Below are 19,029 nucleotides of genomic sequence, written 5' to 3' on the forward strand. Positions count from 1 at the left end.
ACGCGGCTGCCACCTCCCCGCAAGCGGGGAGGATTTGAAGGGCCGCTCCCCACCCCGAAGCCGCCCTATAAATTGAGCATCGCGAGCATCCACAGCGTCCACAGGCTGAGCGCCGCCAGCGTGCCGAAGGTCGCGACGACGCCGACCTGCCGCCCCAGCGGCGCCTTGCCGGGCTCCGACGGCGTGTAGAGCCCGATCACATGCGCGACGCGGCCGATCAGGAAGATCGCGCCGAGGGCCATCAGCGCCAGATGATTGGCGCGCACCGTTTCGAGCAGGCCGAGCAGGATGATCGTGATCGGCGCATATTCGGCGAGATTGCCGTGCGCACGGCTGGCGCTGATCAGCTTCGGATCGCCATGGTCGCCGAACGCGGCCTTGAGCCTCAACCGCTGGCGCACGGTATCGATCGCCGTGACGAGCAGCAGCAACGCGCAGACGGCGGCGACAAAGGCGGTTACCGGCAATGGCATGATCGTCTCCCTTCCCGTGGAACCGCAACAGCCTAGTCGGTCGGGCGCCGATTGCCAGCGGCAAAGCGCAGGCGGTCAAAGATCGGCGGGCGGGAGCGCTTCGTAGTCGGCGGCGCTCGCCGCGGTGCCGCGGTCCTCTGCAAAGCGCCACGCGTTCCGGTCCCAGACGAGCGAGGCGGTGAAGCGACCATAAGCGACGATCTCTCGCCCGCCGATCTTGGCGGTAAGGCGATAGGCGCCCTTGTGCGGCGCCGGGCGCACGGGGCCCTCGAAACGGAATTCAAGCGCGATCGGCGTCCCGGGGTCGACCTGGCGAAAGCTGCGGACATAGGCGGCGCGGATCGCGTCGTGGCCGCGAAAACTCTCGGCCGGCGCGCCGGGGATGTCGAAGACCAGCACGCCTTCGGTCGCATAGGCCGAGGTCGCGAGCGCCGGGTCGAGCGTGCGGTTCGCCTGCTGGAGCAAGCGGTAGGGCGCGACATAGTCGGCGTTCGACGCCAGGGCGGGCGTCGAGGCCGCAGCCAGCAGCGCGGCGACCGCGGCGGTGCGGATCAGGGTCTTTGTCATGCGGGGCTCCTGCGGATGTCGCAGGACTATTCGTCGTTACGCGCGCGAAGGTGACAGGTCAGAAGAGCCGCGATCCGTTGGGCACCGCGCGGTCGGGCGCGAAGAGGATCACCGCCCCCTCCTCGTCGGCAAAGCCCAAGGTGAGCACCTCGGACATGAACGGGCCGATCTGGCGCGGCGGGAAGTTGACGACCGCCGCAACCTGGCGTCCCGGCAGCTCGCCAATGGCATAGCGCGCGACGATCTGCGCGCTGCTCTTCTTCATGCCGATCGCGGGGCCGAAGTCGATCTTCAGCTTGAATGCGGGCTTGCGCGCCTCGGGAAAGGGTTCGGCCTCGACGATCGTGCCGATGCGGATGTCGACCTTCAGGAAATCGTCGAAAGTGATCGGGTCGGCGGCGGGGGCGTCGTTGTCGTGACTGAGGTGCATCCACAAAACCCCGTTCGCCCCGAGCTTGTCGAAGGGCCGTTCTTCTCGCGGATACCGTAGAAGGAAGAACGGTGCTTCGACAAGCTCGGCACGGACGGATATTGCTTATTCCATTTCCAAGATTACCGCGTCGACCGCGAGGCTGTCGCCCTGCGTCGCATTGACGCTCTTCACCGTCCCCGACTTCTCCGCGCGCAGGATATTCTCCATCTTCATCGCCTCGACCGTCGCGAGCGGCTGGCCCGCCTCGACCTTGTCGCCTGCGCCGACATGCAGCGCGACGAGCAGGCCCGGCATGGGGCAGATCAGGAATTTCGACAGGTCGGGGGGGGATCTTCTCGATCATGTGACCGGCGAGCGGCGCGACATGCCAAGGCAGCACGCGGACGTCATGGATGTGGCCGCGCGTCGTCATGCGCCAGCCAGTGCGCGTTTTGGCGACCTTTACCGCCAGTTCGCTGTCGTCGATCTCGGCGACGACCAGCCGGTCCCCCGGCGTATATTCGAGCGCGATGTCGATCTTGTCGCCGTCGACCTTGATATGCTTGTGGCCGACCTTGACCTTGTGCGTCTCGCCGTCGATCACAACTTGCCATTTGGCGGGCGGGTCGAGCCGGTCGCCGAGTTGGCCTTCGGTGCGCCGCGCGCGGTCGGCCTCGGCCGACGCCATGAAGCCCGCGATCGCCGCCAGCGCGCGCGTAATTTTCGCGTCGGTCGGCGCGCCGTGGAAGCCCTCGGGATATTCTTCCGCGATAAAGCCCGTCGTCAGCTCGCCCGAGCGGAAGCGCGGGTGCTGCATGATCGCCGAGACGAAATCGATGTTATGGCCGAGCCCCTCGATCTCGAAGCGGTCGAGCGCCGCGACCTGCAAATCGGCGGCCGCATCGCGCGTTTCGCCCCAGGTCACCAGTTTCGCGATCATCGGATCGTAGAAGATCGACACCTCGCCGCCCTCCTCGACCCCGGCATCGACGCGCACGCCATCGACGCCGCGCTCGTCGCCTTCCCATGCGGGAACCGGGGTGCGATAGCGCACGAGTCGCCCGGTCGAGGGCAGGAAGCCGCGATAGGGATCCTCGGCATAAACGCGGTTCTCGATCGCCCAGCCGTCGATCTTGATGTCGTCCTGCGTCATGCTCAGCTTTTCGCCCGCCGCGACTCGGATCATCTGTTCGACCAGGTCGATGCCGGTGATCGCCTCGGTCACCGGATGCTCGACCTGCAGGCGCGTGTTCATTTCGAGGAAGTAGAAGCTCTCACCCGTCGGGTCGGCGCCCGACACGATCAGCTCGACCGTGCCCGCGCTGTAATAGCCGACGGCCTTGGCGAGCGCGACGCACTGCTCGCCCATCGCCTGGCGCATCTTGGGCGTGACGAACGGCGACGGCGCCTCCTCGACCACCTTCTGGTGGCGGCGCTGGATCGAGCATTCGCGTTCGTTGAGGTAGAGGATGTTGCCGTGCTGGTCGCCGAGGATCTGGATCTCGATGTGGCGCGGGTTGAGGATGAATTTCTCGATGAACACGCGGTCGTCGCCAAAGCTGTTCAGCCCCTCGCGCTTGGTCGCCTCGAACCCCTCGCGGACGTCCTTTTCGTCATAGGCGAGGCGCATCCCCTTGCCGCCGCCGCCGGCGCTGGCTTTCATCATCACCGGATAGCCGATCTCGTTCGAAATCTCGACCGCATGCTCGGTGTCGCGGATTTCGCCGACGAAGCCGGGAACGACATTGACGCCCGCTTCTTTGGCGAGCTTCTTCGATTCGATCTTGTCGCCCATCGCCGCGATCGCGTTCACCGGGGGGCCGATGAAGGCGATATTTTCCTTGGCGAGCGCCTCGGCGAAGCTGGTGCGCTCCGACAGGAAGCCATAGCCCGGATGCACCGCCTCGGCGCCGGTCGCCTTGCACGCGGCGATGATCTTTTCGGCGATCAGATAGGATTCGGACGCGGGCGACGGGCCGATATGCACCGCCTCGTCGGCCATCTGCACGAACGGCGCCCGCGCGTCGGCGTCCGAATAGACGGCCACCGTGGCGATGCCCATGCGCCGCGCGGTCTTGATGACGCGGCAGGCGATTTCACCGCGGTTGGCGATCAGGATTTTCTTGAACATCAGCGATCCAGTTTCTTCCAATAACGTCTGGCGTAGAGCGAGAAACTCAGCACCGAAACGGCGATTATCGCAGCTTTCCATGGCCAGAAAGGAACCTTGCCTGGCGCTTCGTCGCTGCCCCAACTCACGAAAAAATAGACGAACCCCGTCAGCATGACCCAGATGACGAACCCCGCGACAATATTTGCGAGGACGTCGAACAACTTCACTCCGCCGCCTCCGTCAGCATCCCTTGGCGCATCGGCTCTTCGCTCTCCATCGGGCGCAGCCCCAGCTTGGCGAACAGCGCCGCGTCGGCATTGTCGCCCGCATTCGCCGTCGTCAGCAGCTTGTCGCCGGTGAAGATGCTGTTCGCGCCCGCCATGAAACAGAGCGCCTGCGTCGCCTCCGACATACTCTCGCGCCCTGCCGAAAGGCGGACCATCGATTTGGGCATGGTGATGCGCGCGACCGCGATCGTGCGGACGAATTCGATATCGTCGATCTTTGCGAGCGGGGTGCCCTCGAGCATGTCGCCGAGCACCGTGCCCTTCACCGGCACCAGCGCGTTGACCGGCACGCTTTCGGGATGGCGCTCGAGCGTCGCGAGCGCGTGGATGAAGCCGACGCGGTCGGCGCGCGTCTCGCCGAGCCCGACGATCCCGCCCGAACAGACGTTGATCCCGGCATTGCGGACCTCCTCCAGCGTGTCGAGGCGGTCCTGGAAGGTGCGCGTCGAGATGATATTCGCGTAATTCTCGGGGCTGGTGTCGATATTATGGTTGTAATAGTCGAGCCCCGCGACCGCCAGCGTCTGCGCCTGTTCCTTGCTCAGCATCCCCAAGGTCATGCAGGTTTCCATGCCCATCGCGCGCACGCCTTCGACCATCTCGACGATCGCGGGCATGTCGCGGTCCTTGGGGTTGCGCCACGCGGCGCCCATGCAGAAGCGTTTCGATCCCGCGTCCTTCGCCTGCGCCGCGGCCTGCAGCACCGTGCGCACATCCATCAGCTTGGTGGCCTTCAGCCCGCTGTCCGCGGACTTGCTCTGCGAGCAATAGCCGCAATCCTCGACACAGCCGCCGGTCTTGATCGACAGCAGCGTGCAAAGCTGGACCTCGCCGCGCGCGTGATGGCGACGATGGACGCCCTGCGCCTCCCACATCAACTCGTCGAACGGCAGGTCGAACAGGTCGGCGATTTCCTCGCGGGTCCAGTCGGTGCGGATGTCGGTATCGGTCATTCCTGGTCCTTCAATTCTTCGTCATGCTGGCTGCGGCGATGGCCTCGCTGTTTCAGCATCCATGGCCTGCTCTCTAATCCCGCGCTGTGCCAAACGAGAGGGCCGACCATGAACCCTGAAACAAGTTCAGGGTGACGATAAAAATATGACATTGCCGGGATCTCACGCAGCTTCTCCAATCGGCGGCATATTGTGCCCCAACAAGCGCAGCACATCGGCCGCGCACTCCACGACGTTCGATCCGGGGCCATAGATGCCCTGCACCCCCGCGTCGCGCAGATAGTCGTAATCCTGCGGCGGGATCACCCCGCCCGCGATCACCTTGATGTCGCTGCGCCCGGCTTCGCGGAGCTTGTTGATGAGCTCGGGGATCAGCGTCTTGTGGCCCGCCGCGAGGCTCGACGCGCCGACGACATCGACTCCGCTGTCGAGCGCGAGCACGACGGTTTCTTCCGGCGTCTGGAACAGCGGCCCCGACACGACGTCGAAGCCCATGTCGCCGAACGCGGAGGCGATGACGTTCGCGCCGCGGTCGTGGCCGTCCTGCCCCATCTTGGCGACGAGCAGCTTCGGCTTGCGCCCCATGCGGCGTTCGACTGCCGCAACGCCGTCGAGCACCTGTTGCCAACGGCTGTCACCCTCATAGGGCGCGGCATAGACGCCCTTCACCGGCGTCGGCTGGGTCGCATAGCGCTGGAAGCTTTCCTCCATCGCCGACGAGATTTCGCCAAGCGTCGCGCGGGCGCGGGCGGCCTCGACGGCGTGGGCGAGCAGATTGTTCTCGATCGACTGCTCGCCCGCCGCGGCATCGCGCAGCGCCTTCAGCGCCGCCTGGCACGCCGCCTCGTCGCGGCTGGCCTTGGTTTTGTTGATGCGCGCGATCTGCGCCTCGCGGACCTTCGTATTGTCCACCTCCAGCGTTTCGAGCAAATCCTCGTTGGCGAGGCGATATTTGTTCACCCCGACGATCACATCATCGCCGCGGTCGACGCGCGCCTGCCGCGCCGCCGCGGCGGTCTCGATCATCGCCTTGGGCCAGCCGGCGGCGACGGCTTTCGCCATGCCGCCTTCCTTCTCGACGCGCTCGATGATCTCCCACGCCTTGTCGACCAGTTCCTGCGTCAGCGCCTCGACATAATAGGAGCCGCCGAGCGGGTCGACGACCTTGGTCATCCCCGTCTCTTCCTGGATGACGATCTGGGTGTTGCGCGCGATGCGGGCGGAGAAATCGGTCGGCAGCGCGATCGCTTCGTCGAGCGCGTTGGTATGGAGGCTCTGCGTCCCGCCGAGCATCGCCGCCATCGCCTCGATCGTCGTGCGCATGACGTTGTTGTAGGGGTCCTGCTCGGTCAGCGAGACGCCGCTGGTCTGGCAGTGGGTGCGCAGCATCTTGCTGCGCTCGTCCTTGGCGCCGAGGTTGGTCATCACGCGGTGCCACAGCACGCGCGCCGCGCGCAGCTTCGCGATCTCCATGAAGAAGTTCATGCCGATCGCGAAAAAGAAGGACAGGCGCCCGGCGAACTTGTCGATGTCGAGCCCCGATGCAACGCCATAGCGCACATATTCGGCGCCGTCGGCGATGGTGAAGGCCAGCTCCTGCACCTGCGTCGCGCCGGCTTCCTGCATATGATAGCCGCTGATCGAGATGCTGTTGAACTTCGGCATCTCACGCGACGTGTAGCCGAAGATATCCGAGATGATCCGCATGCTCGGCTCGGGCGGGTAGATATAGGTGTTGCGGACCATGAACTCCTTGAGGATGTCGTTCTGGATCGTTCCGTCGAGCAATTTGCGATCGACTCCCTGCTCCTCGCCCGCGACGATGAAGAAGGCGAGGATCGGGATCACCGCGCCGTTCATCGTCATGCTGACCGACATCTGGTCGAGCGGAATGCCGTCGAACAGGATCTTCATATCCTCGACGCTGTCGATCGCGACGCCCGCCTTGCCGACGTCGCCGACGACGCGCGGATGGTCGCTGTCATAGCCGCGGTGGGTCGCGAGGTCGAAGGCGACCGACAGCCCCTTCTGCCCCGCGGCGAGGTTGCGGCGATAGAAGGCGTTCGATTCCTCGGCGGTCGAAAAGCCCGCATATTGCCGGATCGTCCACGGCCGCCCCGCATACATCGACGCGCGCACGCCGCGCGTGAACGGCGCGAAGCCGGGCAAGCCGGGGTCTTCGCGCACGTCCTCCGCGGTGTAGAGCGGCTTGACGTCGATGCCTTCGGGCGTGTGCCAAGTGAGGTCTTTGCCCTTCACTTCCTTGGCGGCGGCGGCCTGCCAGTCGGCAATGGTCGGCTTCTCGGTCATATGCGTATCTCAACCTCATTCCCCTCTCCCCTTGTGGGAGAGGGTTGCGAAAACTTGGCAGCTTGCTGCCTAGTTGAAGCTGGGTGAGGGGTTGCGGTCCAAGGACCGCGCGAGCTTCGCTCGCAACCCCTCATCCAACTGCGGCTAGCCGCCAAGCGGCAAGCCTTCGTATCCTTCTCCCACAAGGGGAGAAGGCAATCAGTGATCGCCCTTCGGCGTCTCCATAATCTCGGTCAGCACCCCGCCCATATCCTTGGGGTGAAGGAAAAAAATCAGCGTCCCATGCGCCCCGATCCGCGGCTCGCCCAGCACCCGCTTGCCCAGCGCTTCGAACGCCGCCTTGGCGACATGAATGTCAGGCACCTCGTAACAGACATGATGCTGCCCCCCCGCCGGGTTCTTCTCCAGAAACGCCGCGATCGACGCATTGCCCGGCAACGGCTCGATCAGCTCGATCTGCGTGCCATCCATCGCCCCGCCCGCGCCCGGCGTATCGACAAAGCATACCTTCACCCCCTGCTCAGGCAGGTCGAACGGATCATGAATTTTCGTCGCGCCCATGACGTCGCGGTAAAAGACGATGCTGTCGGCAATCGACGGCGTCGCAACGCCGATATGGTTGAGGCGGCCTAGTTTCATAGAGATACTACCTTGTTTCCTACCGAAATCCGCCCCTCAACCAATTCGACAACGCCTTCGTATCCTTGAGACGCCGCGCGTTGAATCGTTTGCCAATGATCACTCAGCGGTCCGTAACCGGACGACGACTTAACTTCATGGACGCTGCGGCCCTCACTCGTTAGGCCATTATCGGTGTGCCGAATATGGCCGACGGTCCAAGCCCACGACAAAGCCGCTTCGCTGTTCCGAGCCACAACAGTCAGGGAACGATGCGAGGTGTTATGTACCGAATAAATAGGCATGAAGTTCACCACCTACAGCGGAATATTATCATGCTTCTTCCACGGGTTCTCGAGGCTCTTGTTCCTGAGCTTCCGTAGCCCCAGCGCAATCCGCCGCCGCGTCGAGTGCGGATAGATCACCTCGTCGATATACCCCCGCTGCGCCGCGACGAAGGGGTTCGCGAAACGGTCCTCATATTCCTTGGTGCGCTCGGCGATCTTTTCGGGGTCGCCGATGTCGCTGCGGAAGATGATCTCGACCGCGCCCTTCGCGCCCATCACCGCGATCTCGGCAGTCGGCCAGGCGTAGTTCAAATCGCCGCGCAGATGCTTCGACGCCATCACGTCATAGGCGCCGCCATAGGCCTTGCGCGTGATCACCGTGATCTTGGGCACCGTCGCCTCGGCATAGGCGAAAAGCAGCTTCGCGCCATGTTTGATGATGCCATTATATTCCTGCGCGGTGCCGGGCAGGAAGCCGGGAACGTCGACGAAGGTGATGATCGGGATTTCGAACGCGTCGCAGAAGCGCACGAAGCGCGCCGCCTTCTTCGATGAATTGATGTCGAGCACGCCCGCCAGCACCACCGGCTGGTTCGCGACGATGCCGATCGTGCGTCCCTCGATGCGCCCGAAGCCGCAGATGATGTTCGCGGCGTGCGCCGGCTGAACCTCGAAGAAATCGCCTTCGTCGACCGTTTTGCGGATCAGCTCGTGCATGTCGTACGGCTGGTTGGCGTTCGGCGGGATCAGCGTGTCGAGGCTCGGTTCGGCGCGGTCGAACGGATCGCTCGTCGGGCGCACCGGCACCCCGCTGCGGTTGTTTTCCGGCAGATAATCGAAGAAATCGCGCGTCGCCAGCAGCGCCTCGATGTCATTCTCGAATGCAATGTCGGCGACCGAGCTTTTCGTCGTGTGCGTGATCGCGCCGCCGAGTTCCTCCTGCGTCACCACCTCGTTGGTCACCGTCTTGACCACATCGGGGCCGGTGACGAACATATAGCTGCTATCCTTCACCATGAAGATGAAGTCGGTCATCGCCGGGCTGTAAACCGCCCCGCCCGCGCACGGCCCCATGATCAGGCTGATCTGCGGCACCACCCCCGACGCCAGGACATTTTTCTGAAACACATCGGCATAGCCGCCGAGCGACGCGACGCCCTCCTGGATGCGCGCGCCGCCGCTGTCGTTGAGGCCGATCACCGGCGCGCCGACGAGCATCGCCTTGTCCATCACCTTGCAGATTTTCTCGGCATGACGCTTCGACAGCGACCCGCCGAAGACGGTGAAATCCTGGCTGAACACATAGACCAAGCGGCCGTTGATCGTGCCCGACCCGGTCACGACGCCGTCGCCCGGAATCTTCTGGTCCTGCATCCCGAAGTCGACGCAGTCATGCTCGACATAGGTGTCGAGTTCCTCGAACGAGCCTTCGTCGAGCAGCACGTCGAGCCGCTCGCGCGCGGTCAGCTTGCCTTTGCTGTGCTGCGCGTCGATGCGCTTTTGCCCGCCCCCGAGGGCGGCGGCGGCGCGGCGACGTTCCATTTCGGCGATATTGGCGGACACTCAGCTTCTCCGTCAGAATGGGAATGTGCCGTCTGCCGCCAATGACCGCGTCTTGCAAATGCGAATTTGCAAAGTTGCAAAGTGTAAGTTTGCAAAGTATCCGCCCCTTTAGCCGCTCGTGCCGAGCGAAGTCGAGATACGCTGCAGGATCGCGCCGCGCCAACGGGCATCTCGACTTCGCTCGATGCGAATGGGGATGGAGAAGCTTGGCGATGACCCCAACCCGCCTTTACGCCGGAAACCAGCTCCGCAGCCTGCGCGAGGCGCGTGCAATCCGGCAGTCCGACTTCGCGGCGCAGCTGGGCATCTCGGCGTCGTACCTCAGCCAGATCGAGCATGATGACCGCCCGCTGACCCCCGCGCTGCTCGACCGGCTGCAGAAGCTTTTCCCGCTCGAATGGGAAGAAGTCGCCGCCGAGGCGGGCGATCGCCGGGCGGGCGCGCTTCGCGAAGCCGCGGCCGATCCGCTCTTTGCCGCATCGCCGTTGCCCCCCGAGCAGCTCGAACGCGCAGCGCTCCAGCAGCCGCAGCTCGCCGACCAGTTCGTCATATTGCACGCGGCCTATCGCCGCGCAGGGCAGCGGCTGCAGATTATCGACGAGGCGCTGACCGGCGGCACTGCAGAAGGGAGCCGCCTGCCATGGGAAGAAGTGCGCGACTGGTTTCACGACGCGGGCAATTATGTGGACAGCATCGACCGCGCGGCGGAGACGCTGGCTATGCAGCTTCGCGGACGCGATCCTTCACCGGCGATCGAAACGATCGAACGACGCCTTCGCGACGCGCTGGGTATTTCGATAGTCTATCGGCAAAGTCAGGCCTTGCGCGATTTCGACGCGACGATGCGACATCTGGTAATCGATCCTTCGCAGCCGGCAGAGACGCGCCGGTTTCAACTGGCGCATCAGCTTGCGGCACTCGCGCTCGCGAACGAAATCGTCGCCGTTGTCGAAGCCTCGCCGCTCCGCACGCCGGCGGCGCGACAGCTTTTGCACGTCGGCCTCGCCAACTATGCCGCGGGCGCTGTCCTCATGCCCTACGCCCCGTTTCGCGCCAGCGCCCGCGCGGTGCGGCACGACATCGACCGGCTGCGCCTCGAATATGGCGTCAGCTTCGAACAGGCGTGTCACCGGCTCTCGACGCTCCAGCGTCCCGGTGCGCGCGGCATCCCCATGTTCTTCTGCCGCGTCGACATGGCCGGTAACATCACCAAACGGCACAGCGCGACGCGGTTGCAATTCGCCCGCTTCGGCGGCGCCTGCCCGCTTTGGATCGTCCATGAGGCCGCTGCGATCCCCGACCGCATATTGTTCCAGCTCGCCGAAACCCCCGATGGCCTGCGCTATGTGTCGATGGCGAAGGGGCTGGTGAAGCCGTCGGGCAGCTATGCGCGGAGCCCGCGTCGCTACGCCGTCGCGCTGGGGTGCGAGGCGCAATATGCCGCCGACTTCGTTTATGCCGACGGGGTCGATGTCGCCGCACCGCAGGCGGCGACGCGGATCGGCCTCTCGTGCCGTATCTGCCCGCGCGACGACTGCGACCAGCGGGCCTTCCCGCCAAGCGACCGTCCGATCCTGGTCGACCCCGACCGGCGCGACGTGGTGCCGTACCGGATCGGTTAGGGCTTCACGATCCCCCGCTCGATCAGGCTGTTCGCCGTTGCGAGGATCGCATCCTCGGGCGTCCGCATCGTCCAGCCAAGTGCGGTCATCGCGTGATTGCTGTCGCCGCCGCGGACGTTACCGAGTTCGGCGACGAGTTGCTTGAGCTCGGGCCGGAATAGCGCGAACAGCTTGAGCAGCCAGTCGGGCATTCTCCGCGTCGGCACCTTCTTCGCCTTGTCGCCGAGGTTCGCGGTCAGGATGTCCGCGACGTCGATCATCTTGAGGAACGGTCCCGAGCAGACGTAGCGCTCGTCGCGGATGCCCGGCGCGGTCAGCGTGCGATAGTGGAGGTCGGCGACATCGCGCACGTCGATGATACCGAAGCCGATGTCGGGGCACATCGGCACCTTGCCCTCGAGCAATTGCTTCACCAGTTCGATCGAGGTCGACAAGTCGTCCGACAGCAAAGGGCCAAACACCGCCGCCGGGTTGACCGAGGCGAATTCCATGGCGCCGCCCTCTGCCGCAACCCAGTCGCGGGCCGCACGTTCGGCGACGGTCTTCGAGCGCGGATAGGGCATGACACCGGGGTTGGCGAGGTTGGTCCAGTCCGACTCGTTGTAGAGTTGGCGGCCGTGGCTATGGCCATAGGCGATCGCCGCCATCGACGAGGTCAGGACGAACCGCCCGACCCCTGCCCGCTTGGCGAAGCACAGCGCGCGCAGCGCACCTTCACGCGCCGGAATGACCAGATCGTCGGCATGTCTGGGAACGTCGAGCGGAAAGGGCGAAGCGACATGCGCGACATGGCTGCATCCCGCCATCGCCTCGGCCCAACCGGCGTCATTTTCCAGGTCGGCGGCGAAGAAGCGCAGCTTGCTGTTATCGACCTGCAGCCAGCCGCGAACCTCGTCCTCGCGTTTCAGGCTGCGCACCGTCGTGTTCACGGTCCAGCCATTCGCAATCAGCTGACGGATCAGAAAGCCCGCGATATAGCCGCTGCCGCCGGTGACCAGAACATTGCCCGCCATGCGCCCCTCCAATGCCTGTTATGGGCGGGAGGATAGCATGTCGGTTGCGATTAGGAACCTTTTCCGTTTCGCCGTCACCCCGGCGAAGGGGCGCGCTATTTCAGCAGCACCAGTTCCTCGGCCATGCTCGGGTGCAACGCAACCGTCGCGTCGAAATCGGCCTTGGTCAGCCCGGCCTTCACCGCGATGGCGGCAGCCTGCAAAATCTCCGGCGCGTCGGGGCCGATCATGTGCAGCCCGACGACCTGATCGGTCGCCGCGTTCACAACCATCTTGTAGAGCGCCCGCTCGTTGCGGCCCGCGAGGACATTCTTCATCGCGCGGAAATCGCTGGTGTAGATGCGCACCGTGCCGAGCTTGTTGCGCGCCTCGGCTTCGGTCATCCCGACCGCGCCGATCGGCGGATGGCTGAACACCGCACTCGGAACGTTCTGATAGTCGACGACGGTCGGCTTCCCGCCGAAGACGCTATCCGCAAACGCCTGCCCTTCACGGATGGCGACCGGGGTCAGCTGGATGCGGTTGGTAACGTCGCCGACGGCATAGATGCTCGGCACCGACGACTGGTTGGTCTCATCGACCTTGATCGCGCCTTGATCGTCGAGCTCGACGCCGACCTCTTCCAGCCCGATGCCTTTGGTGTTCGGCACGCGACCGGTCGCCATCAGCACCGCGTCGACAATGAAGGGATCGCAATTTTCCAGATGGACGGTCAGCGTGCCATCGTCATTCTTCTCGATCGACCGGAAAGGGACATTGAACTTGAAATGTATGCCCTTGGTCATCGAGATTTGCAGCAGACGGTCGCGGATCTGCTCGTCATAGCCGCGCAGGATCGTGTCGCCGCGATTGACGATCGTCACCTGGCTGCCGAATTCGTTGAAGATGCCCGCGAATTCGTTCGCGATATAGCCGCCGCCCGCGATCATGATCCGCTTCGGCAGCGTCTCGAGATGAAAGACCTCGTTCGACGTGATCGCATGCTCGCTGCCCGGAAACTCGGGAACGTGCGGCCAGCCGCCGGTCGCGATCAGGATGCGCTCGGCAGTGAGCTCGGTCCCGTCGGCGAGGCGAACCTTCTGCGGCCCGACGATGGTCGCCCGCGTCTTGAAGACCGTGACATGGTGGTTGTCGAGCGTCTGGCCATAAAGGCCTTCGAGCCTGTCGACCTCGGCCAGCACATTGTCGCGCAGCACATTCCAGTCGAAACGGCATTCGGGAACGTCCCAGCCGAACTTGCGCGCGTCGTGGATATCCTCGGCGAAATGCGCGCCATAGACGAGCAGCTTCTTGGGCACGCATCCGCGGATCACGCAGGTTCCGCCGACCCGATACTCCTCCGCCACCGCAACGCGCGCGCCGTGCGAGGCCGCGACGCGCGACGCGCGCACGCCGCCCGAACCGGCGCCGATGACGAAGAGATCATAGTCGAAGTCGCTCATGAATTACCCCTGAAGTGGTCAGGCAGACATTCGCCGCCAGCATCAATGTGGTTACGCGCCGGCGGCTTGCCAATCGAATTTTGCGGTCAGAGACAGCGACGAGGCCTCAGGCGCCGAGCGCCGCCTGCATCAGCGCCTGCGTCGCGGGATCGAATTCGATCGTGCCCTCGGCGAGCCCCTTCGCCATCTCCTTGCCCAGCTCGACCCCGAACTGGTCGAACGGGTTGATGCCGAGCAGGACGGCGTTGGCGAAAACACGGTGCTCGTAAAACGCGATCAGCGCGCCCAGACTGCGCGGGGTCACCTGATCGAGCAGAATCGTCGTCGACGGGCGGTTACCGGGATAGGCGCGCGCGCCGTCCGCGCTCTCGCGGCCCGCCATCAGCGCCGCGCCCTGCGCGATGCAATTCGCGACGAGCGTTTCGTGATGCGCGTCGTCGAGCAGATGATCGGGCTCGCGGGCGACAACGAACTCGACCGGGGTGAGGTGCGTGCCCTGATGGAGCAGCTGGAACACCGCGTGCTGCGCATCGGTGCCGACGCCGCCCCAGGTGATCGGCGCACTTTGCCGCGCGAGCGGCTTGCCCTCAAGGGTTACCGACTTGCCGTTCGATTCCATTTCAAGCTGTTGAAGATAGTCGGGAAGCAGCCGCAAGCGCTCGTCATAAGCGAATACCGCACGCGTCTGGCAGCCGAGGCGGTTGGCATAGATCTGGTCGGCGAACGCCGCGAGCAGGCAGATATTGTCCGCGCCCTCCGCCAGCCGGAAATGCCGGTCCATTTCGGCCGCGCCTTCGAGCAGGTCGGCGAACGCATCCCAGCCGAGCGCCAGTGCGGCGGGAAAGCCGATCGACGACCACAGCGAATAACGCCCGCCGACCGTCTCGCTGAACGGCAGGATGCGCGTTTCATCGATCCCCCATTCCATCGCGCGTTCGGGCATGGCCGTCAGCGCGATGAAGCGGCCGAGCGGGTCGTCGACGCCGCCTTCCTCCAGCCATTGCAATGCCGAGGACGCGTTGAGCAGCGTTTCGGTCGTCGTGAAGGTCTTTGAAGCGACCGCGACGAGCGTGTAGGCCGGATCGAATGTCGCGAAGGCCTCGGCCAGCGCGGCGCCATCGACGTTTGACACGACCGCGACATCATAACGCTCGCTATGCCGTCCCAATGCGTCAACGAGCAGGTCGGGGCCAAGCGCCGAACCGCCGATGCCGATGTGGAGCAGGTGCCGGATTTCTCCGAACGCGCCTGCCTCGATGGCATCGACCATCATCCGCATCCGCTGATGCAGCGCCTGTGCGACATGGACGGACTCGGGGCTCCCCTCGCCGCGTTCGGCGCTATGCTCGGCCGCACGATTTTCGGTGGGATTGGCGATGCCGCCCGAAAACAGCGTCTTGCGGCGCCCGGCAAAGTCCTGCGCGGCGGCGAGACCGCCCAGAATGCCGATCGCCGCATCGTCGAGATGGGTCTTGGCGAAGTCGAAGCGGATATCGGCGACCGTGCGAACCAGCGCCTGCAACCGCGCCTCGGGATCGGCCCCCACGAGGTCGGTCAGCTTTTGCGGCTGCCAGTCGGCAAGCGCCTGCCAGGCCTGATCGGCGGTCGTCATGTCGCAGCTCCTTCGATTTCGGGCCTCGCCTCTACGCCAGCGGCCGCCGCCGCGCCAGCGCGATCCGCCGATATTTGCTTGACGCGCAGACCTATTCGTCGCCAATGCCGGGCGATGACCGACGCCAGCCTGACCGCCGACAATTCACCCGCCGCAAAGCCCGGCCCCACGACTCCCGAGCCCGCGCCCGTTTCGGCGAAGGAAGAGGCCGTCGACACCGTCCGCTTCCTCGCGCTGCTGGCGATCGCGGTGCTGATTTTCCGCAGTTTTTTCCTGTCGCCCTTCAACATTCCGTCTGAATCGATGCAGCCGCGCCTGCTGATCGGCGACTATCTGCTCGTGAACAAGATGGCCTATGGCTACTCGAAATACAGCCTGCCTTTCAGTGTACCGCTGATTCCGGGCCGCATCTTCGCGCGCACGCCCGAACGCGGCGACGTCGTCGTGTTCAAGGCGCCGCCGGTCAACGACAATGATTATATCAAGCGCGTGATCGGTCTGCCCGGCGATACGGTGCAGGTAAAGGAAGGCATTGTCTGGTTGAACGGCAAGCCGCTGAAGCGCGAGCCGATGGCCGATTTCGTGATCCCGGTGACGCAGAACATGATCGACGCCTCGCGCACCACGGGCACCCTGCCCTGCTACGCCCCGCAGTTCGAAGAGATTGGAGCCAATGGCCAGCGCCAGTGCCGGTACCGGCAGTTCCGCGAGACGCTCCCCAGCGGCAAGAGCTATGCGATCCTCGACATCACGACGATACCCGAGGACAATACCGAACCTGTGACGGTGCCCGCCGGACACCTGTTCCTGATGGGCGACAACCGCGACCGCAGCGCCGACAGCCGCTTCGAGGCGCAGGAAAACGGTGGCATCGGCCTGGTTCCCGAGGAGAATCTCGTCGGCCACGCGCTCGTCGGCATGTTCTCGACCGATGGTTCGGCCAGCTGGATCAACCCGATCAGCTGGTTCACCGCCGCGCGCTGGAGCCGTATCGGGGAAGGCTTTTGAGCGACCGCGTTTCCGCGGAGACGATTGCAGCCCTCACCGGCGCCAGCCCCCGCAACCTGAGCCTCTATCAGGAGGCGCTGACCCACGGCAGCAGCGGCGCGGGCGACTATCAGCGGCTTGAGTTTCTGGGCGACCGCGTGCTGGGCCTCGTCATCGCGTCCGAATTGTTCCGCCGTTTTCCGAAGGCTGCCGAGGGCGAGCTTTCGTCGCGGCTTCATGCGCTCGCGTCGGGCGAGACGTGCGCGCGGATCGCGCAAGGGCTGGACCTCAACGCGCATGTCCATTTCGGCAGCCAGGCGATCGGCGACGGCGGACGCTATAGCGACAATATCGCCGCCGATGCGCTCGAAGCGTTGATCGGCGCGCTCTGGCTCGATCTCGGCGAGGAGGCCGCACGGGCTTTCATCGTCGCCAAATGGGGCGCGATGATCGAGGGACAGGTCGCCGCACCCAAGCATCCCAAGGCCGCGTTGCAGGAATGGGCGCTCGCGCGCAAACGCCGCCCGCCCGAATATCGCCTCGTGCGCCGCGAAGGCCCCGACCACGCACCGCGCTTCCTCGTCGCGGTCGCGGTCGGCAAGCTCGCGGAAGCGGAGGGCGAAGGCGCCTCGAAGCAGGCGGCCGAAAAGGCGGCGGCGGCGGCGCTGCTCGAACGACTGACACAGGAAGAAGAAAAATGACCCAGCGCTGCGGCTTCGTGGCCGTCGTCGGCGCGCCGAACGCCGGCAAATCGACCCTCGTCAACGCGCTCGTCGGCCAGAAGGTCGCAATCGTCAGCCCGAAGGCGCAGACGACCCGCACGCGGCTGATGGGCGTCGCGATGGAGGGCGATGCGCAGATCGTCCTGATCGATACCCCCGGCATCTTCGCCCCGACGCGCCGCCTCGACCGCGCGATGGTTGCCGCCGCCTGGGGCAGCCTCGAGGAAGCCGAGGCGATCCTCGTGATGGTCGACGCCGCGGCCAAACTGACAGGCCGCGTCGAGCGTGTGCTCGAAGGCATCGCGAACCGGCCCGAAAAGAAATATCTGATCCTGAACAAGGTCGACCTGACCAAGAAGGACAAGCTGCTGACGATCGCGACCGGGCTCAATGCGAAGGTGGCGTTCGACGAGACCTATTTCATCTCGGCGAGCAGCGGCGACGGGGTCGCCGAGCTCAAGGCCAATCTCGCGAGCCTGATGCCCGAGGGGCCGTGGCACTTCCCCGAGGACGAGGTCAGCGACGCGCCCGAACGCATGCTCGCCGCCGAAATCACGCGCGAGCAGCTCTACCGCCAGCTCCACGAGGAGCTGCCCTATCAGTCGACGGTCGAGACCGAGCTGTTCAAGACGCGCCCCGACGGCAGCGCCGAAATCCACCAGCAGATTTTCGTCGCGCGCGACAACCAGCGCGCGATCGTGCTCGGCAAGGGCGGCGCCCGCATCAAGGAAATCGGCGCCCGCGCCCGCGCCGAACTGACCGAATTGATGGGCCGCAAGGTCCACCTGTTCCTGCACGTCAAGGTGAAGGAAAACTGGGACGAGGACCGCAGCGTCTATCGCGACATGGGGCTCGACTGGGTCGATTAAATCCGCCGACAGTCGTTCGGAGGCGGAGTTCCGTCAAACCGCGCGGTGATCCAGCCGATCGTTTCCTGCGCGCTGTCCTTCGCGCTGGAACCATGATCGCCCGCCATGTCGATCCAGCGCATCGGCGTTCCGCGCCTGCAGACCGCTTTCGCGAACTTGCGCGTGACGGCGGGCGCGACGATCGTGTCTTTGCTGCTCTGCGCGATCAGCAGCGGGCCCGGCACGCGCGCGGGATCGACGCTGTTGGCACGCGCGAAGGAGCCGAAGGGCTCGATCTTCGCAATGTCCTTGGTCCGGGTGGCGCGGGCGATGGTCAAAATGCCGAGGATCGTCCCGAGCTTCGGCTTCTTGTTGAAGGCGACGCAATTATTTTCGGCCAACCGGCGGATGATGCCCTGATTGGTGCGATTGGTGATGCCGTCCTGCGGGAAGCCATAGAGCGTCGACCAGCTGTGCAGCGCAAAGGATAGCAGCAGCGCGCGAGCATTCTTGTCGCTGCCTTCACGCAGGTTGGCGGCAAGATCGGTCGGCGGCGCGGCGGCGGCGGTGCCGACGAGCGTCAGATCGGGCGCGTAGCTCCGCGCCGACATCGCCGTCCACAGCGCGGCATGACCGCCCTGCGACTCCCCCCAAACCGCGAAGCTGCGGCCCCCAGCGGCGCCCGGAATCTCCCGCGCGGCCCGTACCGCGTCGAGAACCGCATTCGCCGTATCGGGACCGACAAGAAAGGGGTGCATTGTCGGACTGGCAAGGCCGATATAATCGGGGGCGACGACGACATAGCCCGCGCGAACGGCATCCATCCCCGCGCTATATTCAAAGAAATTGGAGCTTAGCGACGGCGCGCATTTCTCCGCAACACCCCACGCGCCATGCGTCCAGGCGATCACGCGGCGCGGGCGCGGCGGGATCGCTTCCATCGGCGCCGCGACGATGCCGGTGACCTGGAAACGCTGGCCGTTGCCGTTGCTGGTCCAATAGAGGATTTTCCAAGCCTGCACCCCCGCTGGCGTCGCCTGCATCGGCTCGGCGGAGATCAGCGTTCCGGGTTGCTGCGCAGCGGCGGGCAGCACGAACAGGGCAAGAAGGGCGGACAAGACGGCAAGCGAGCGGCGCATCGAAATACCTCCCGATGCGCCGATGCTACCATAGTGGCCCATAGGCGTCATCCCGGCCTTC

16 protein-coding genes and 1 pseudogene are annotated in these 19,029 nt (G+C 64.9%); 4 read left to right on the top strand and 13 right to left on the bottom strand.

Going from position 1 to position 19,029, the window contains the following annotated elements; genetic code table 11:
- Nucleotides 1–65: 65 nt before the first annotated feature.
- The 9 genes and pseudogenes from J1N50_RS16760 to J1N50_RS16800 all read right to left on the bottom strand — a co-directional run bounded on the left by J1N50_RS16760 (nucleotide 66) and on the right by J1N50_RS16800 (nucleotide 9,583).
- Nucleotides 66–473, bottom strand: coding sequence for an MAPEG family protein (locus tag J1N50_RS16760; protein ID WP_215355844.1), 408 nt, complete (start codon nucleotides 471–473; stop codon nucleotides 66–68).
- 75 nt (nucleotides 474–548) lie between these two features.
- Nucleotides 549–1,040 (bottom strand): hypothetical protein, encoded by a 492-nt coding sequence (locus J1N50_RS16765; RefSeq protein WP_215355846.1) that lies wholly within the window; start codon nucleotides 1,038–1,040, stop codon nucleotides 549–551.
- A 58-nt stretch (nucleotides 1,041–1,098) separates the two neighbouring features.
- Nucleotides 1,099–1,470: a tRNA-binding protein gene (locus J1N50_RS16770; protein ID WP_215355848.1), complete on the bottom strand. Its 372-nt coding sequence runs from the start codon at nucleotides 1,468–1,470 to the stop codon at nucleotides 1,099–1,101.
- Between the two features lie 105 nt (nucleotides 1,471–1,575).
- Nucleotides 1,576–3,583 (bottom strand): annotated as a pseudogene (locus tag J1N50_RS16775) (ATP-binding protein).
- The gene (locus J1N50_RS16780; RefSeq protein ID WP_215355850.1) at nucleotides 3,583–3,792 is read right to left on the bottom strand and encodes a hypothetical protein; all 210 of its coding nucleotides are present in this window, start codon (nucleotides 3,790–3,792) and stop codon (nucleotides 3,583–3,585) included. Before J1N50_RS16780 ends, J1N50_RS16775 begins: the two are co-directional and overlap by 1 nt.
- The gene (gene bioB, locus J1N50_RS16785) at nucleotides 3,789–4,805 is read right to left on the bottom strand and encodes a biotin synthase BioB (protein WP_215355852.1); all 1,017 of its coding nucleotides are present in this window, start codon (nucleotides 4,803–4,805) and stop codon (nucleotides 3,789–3,791) included. The genes J1N50_RS16780 and bioB overlap by 4 nt, the downstream gene beginning before the upstream one ends.
- A gap of 162 nt (nucleotides 4,806–4,967) precedes the next feature.
- Nucleotides 4,968–7,115, bottom strand: a complete 2,148-nt coding sequence (gene scpA / locus J1N50_RS16790) for a methylmalonyl-CoA mutase (protein ID WP_215355855.1) — start codon at nucleotides 7,113–7,115, stop codon at nucleotides 4,968–4,970.
- 198 nt (nucleotides 7,116–7,313) lie between these two features.
- Complete coding sequence (mce, locus tag J1N50_RS16795) at nucleotides 7,314–7,754, bottom strand: methylmalonyl-CoA epimerase (protein WP_215355857.1); 441 nt, start codon at nucleotides 7,752–7,754, stop codon at nucleotides 7,314–7,316.
- A gap of 296 nt (nucleotides 7,755–8,050) precedes the next feature.
- Nucleotides 8,051–9,583 (bottom strand): acyl-CoA carboxylase subunit beta, encoded by a 1,533-nt coding sequence (locus J1N50_RS16800; RefSeq protein WP_215355859.1) that lies wholly within the window; start codon nucleotides 9,581–9,583, stop codon nucleotides 8,051–8,053.
- 212 nt (nucleotides 9,584–9,795) lie between these two features.
- On the opposite strand from J1N50_RS16800, the gene J1N50_RS16805 reads away from it, so the two are divergent.
- Entirely contained in the window at nucleotides 9,796–11,205 is a 1,410-nt protein-coding gene (locus tag J1N50_RS16805; RefSeq protein ID WP_215355861.1) for a helix-turn-helix domain-containing protein, read from the top strand.
- Here J1N50_RS16805 and J1N50_RS16810 read toward each other — a convergent pair.
- From J1N50_RS16810 to pgi, 3 genes are all read right to left on the bottom strand, one after another.
- The gene (locus J1N50_RS16810) at nucleotides 11,202–12,218 is read right to left on the bottom strand and encodes an NAD-dependent epimerase/dehydratase family protein (RefSeq protein ID WP_215355863.1); all 1,017 of its coding nucleotides are present in this window, start codon (nucleotides 12,216–12,218) and stop codon (nucleotides 11,202–11,204) included. The two genes, J1N50_RS16805 and J1N50_RS16810, sit on opposite strands and share 4 nt — an antisense overlap.
- Nucleotides 12,219–12,313: 95 nt before the next feature.
- Nucleotides 12,314–13,660, bottom strand: a complete 1,347-nt coding sequence (gene gor, locus J1N50_RS16815) for a glutathione-disulfide reductase (protein ID WP_215355865.1) — start codon at nucleotides 13,658–13,660, stop codon at nucleotides 12,314–12,316.
- Nucleotides 13,661–13,766: 106 nt separating this feature from the next.
- Nucleotides 13,767–15,272, bottom strand: a complete 1,506-nt coding sequence (pgi, locus tag J1N50_RS16820; RefSeq protein WP_215355867.1) for a glucose-6-phosphate isomerase — start codon at nucleotides 15,270–15,272, stop codon at nucleotides 13,767–13,769.
- A 114-nt stretch (nucleotides 15,273–15,386) separates the two neighbouring features.
- Here pgi and lepB point away from each other — a divergent pair, with 114 nt between their 5' ends.
- The 3 genes from lepB to era are packed head-to-tail and all read left to right on the top strand — an operon-like array spanning nucleotide 15,387 to nucleotide 17,850.
- Nucleotides 15,387–16,280, top strand: a complete 894-nt coding sequence (gene lepB / locus J1N50_RS16825; protein ID WP_246553701.1) for a signal peptidase I — start codon at nucleotides 15,387–15,389, stop codon at nucleotides 16,278–16,280.
- On the top strand, nucleotides 16,277–16,960 hold the full coding sequence (gene rnc, locus J1N50_RS16830; protein ID WP_215355869.1) for a ribonuclease III: 684 nt from the start codon (nucleotides 16,277–16,279) through the stop codon (nucleotides 16,958–16,960). The genes lepB and rnc overlap by 4 nt, the downstream gene beginning before the upstream one ends.
- Complete coding sequence (era, locus tag J1N50_RS16835; protein WP_215355871.1) at nucleotides 16,957–17,850, top strand: GTPase Era; 894 nt, start codon at nucleotides 16,957–16,959, stop codon at nucleotides 17,848–17,850. The genes rnc and era overlap by 4 nt, the downstream gene beginning before the upstream one ends.
- Here the strand turns inward: era and J1N50_RS16840 are convergent.
- Nucleotides 17,847–19,010, bottom strand: a complete 1,164-nt coding sequence (locus J1N50_RS16840) for an alpha/beta fold hydrolase (RefSeq protein ID WP_215355873.1) — start codon at nucleotides 19,008–19,010, stop codon at nucleotides 17,847–17,849. The genes era and J1N50_RS16840 overlap by 4 nt on opposite strands.
- Between the last annotated feature and the right edge of the window lie 19 nt (nucleotides 19,011–19,029).

The organism is Sphingopyxis soli (assembly GCF_018682675.1).
In the GTDB taxonomy this organism is placed as follows: domain Bacteria; phylum Pseudomonadota; class Alphaproteobacteria; order Sphingomonadales; family Sphingomonadaceae; genus Sphingopyxis; species Sphingopyxis soli.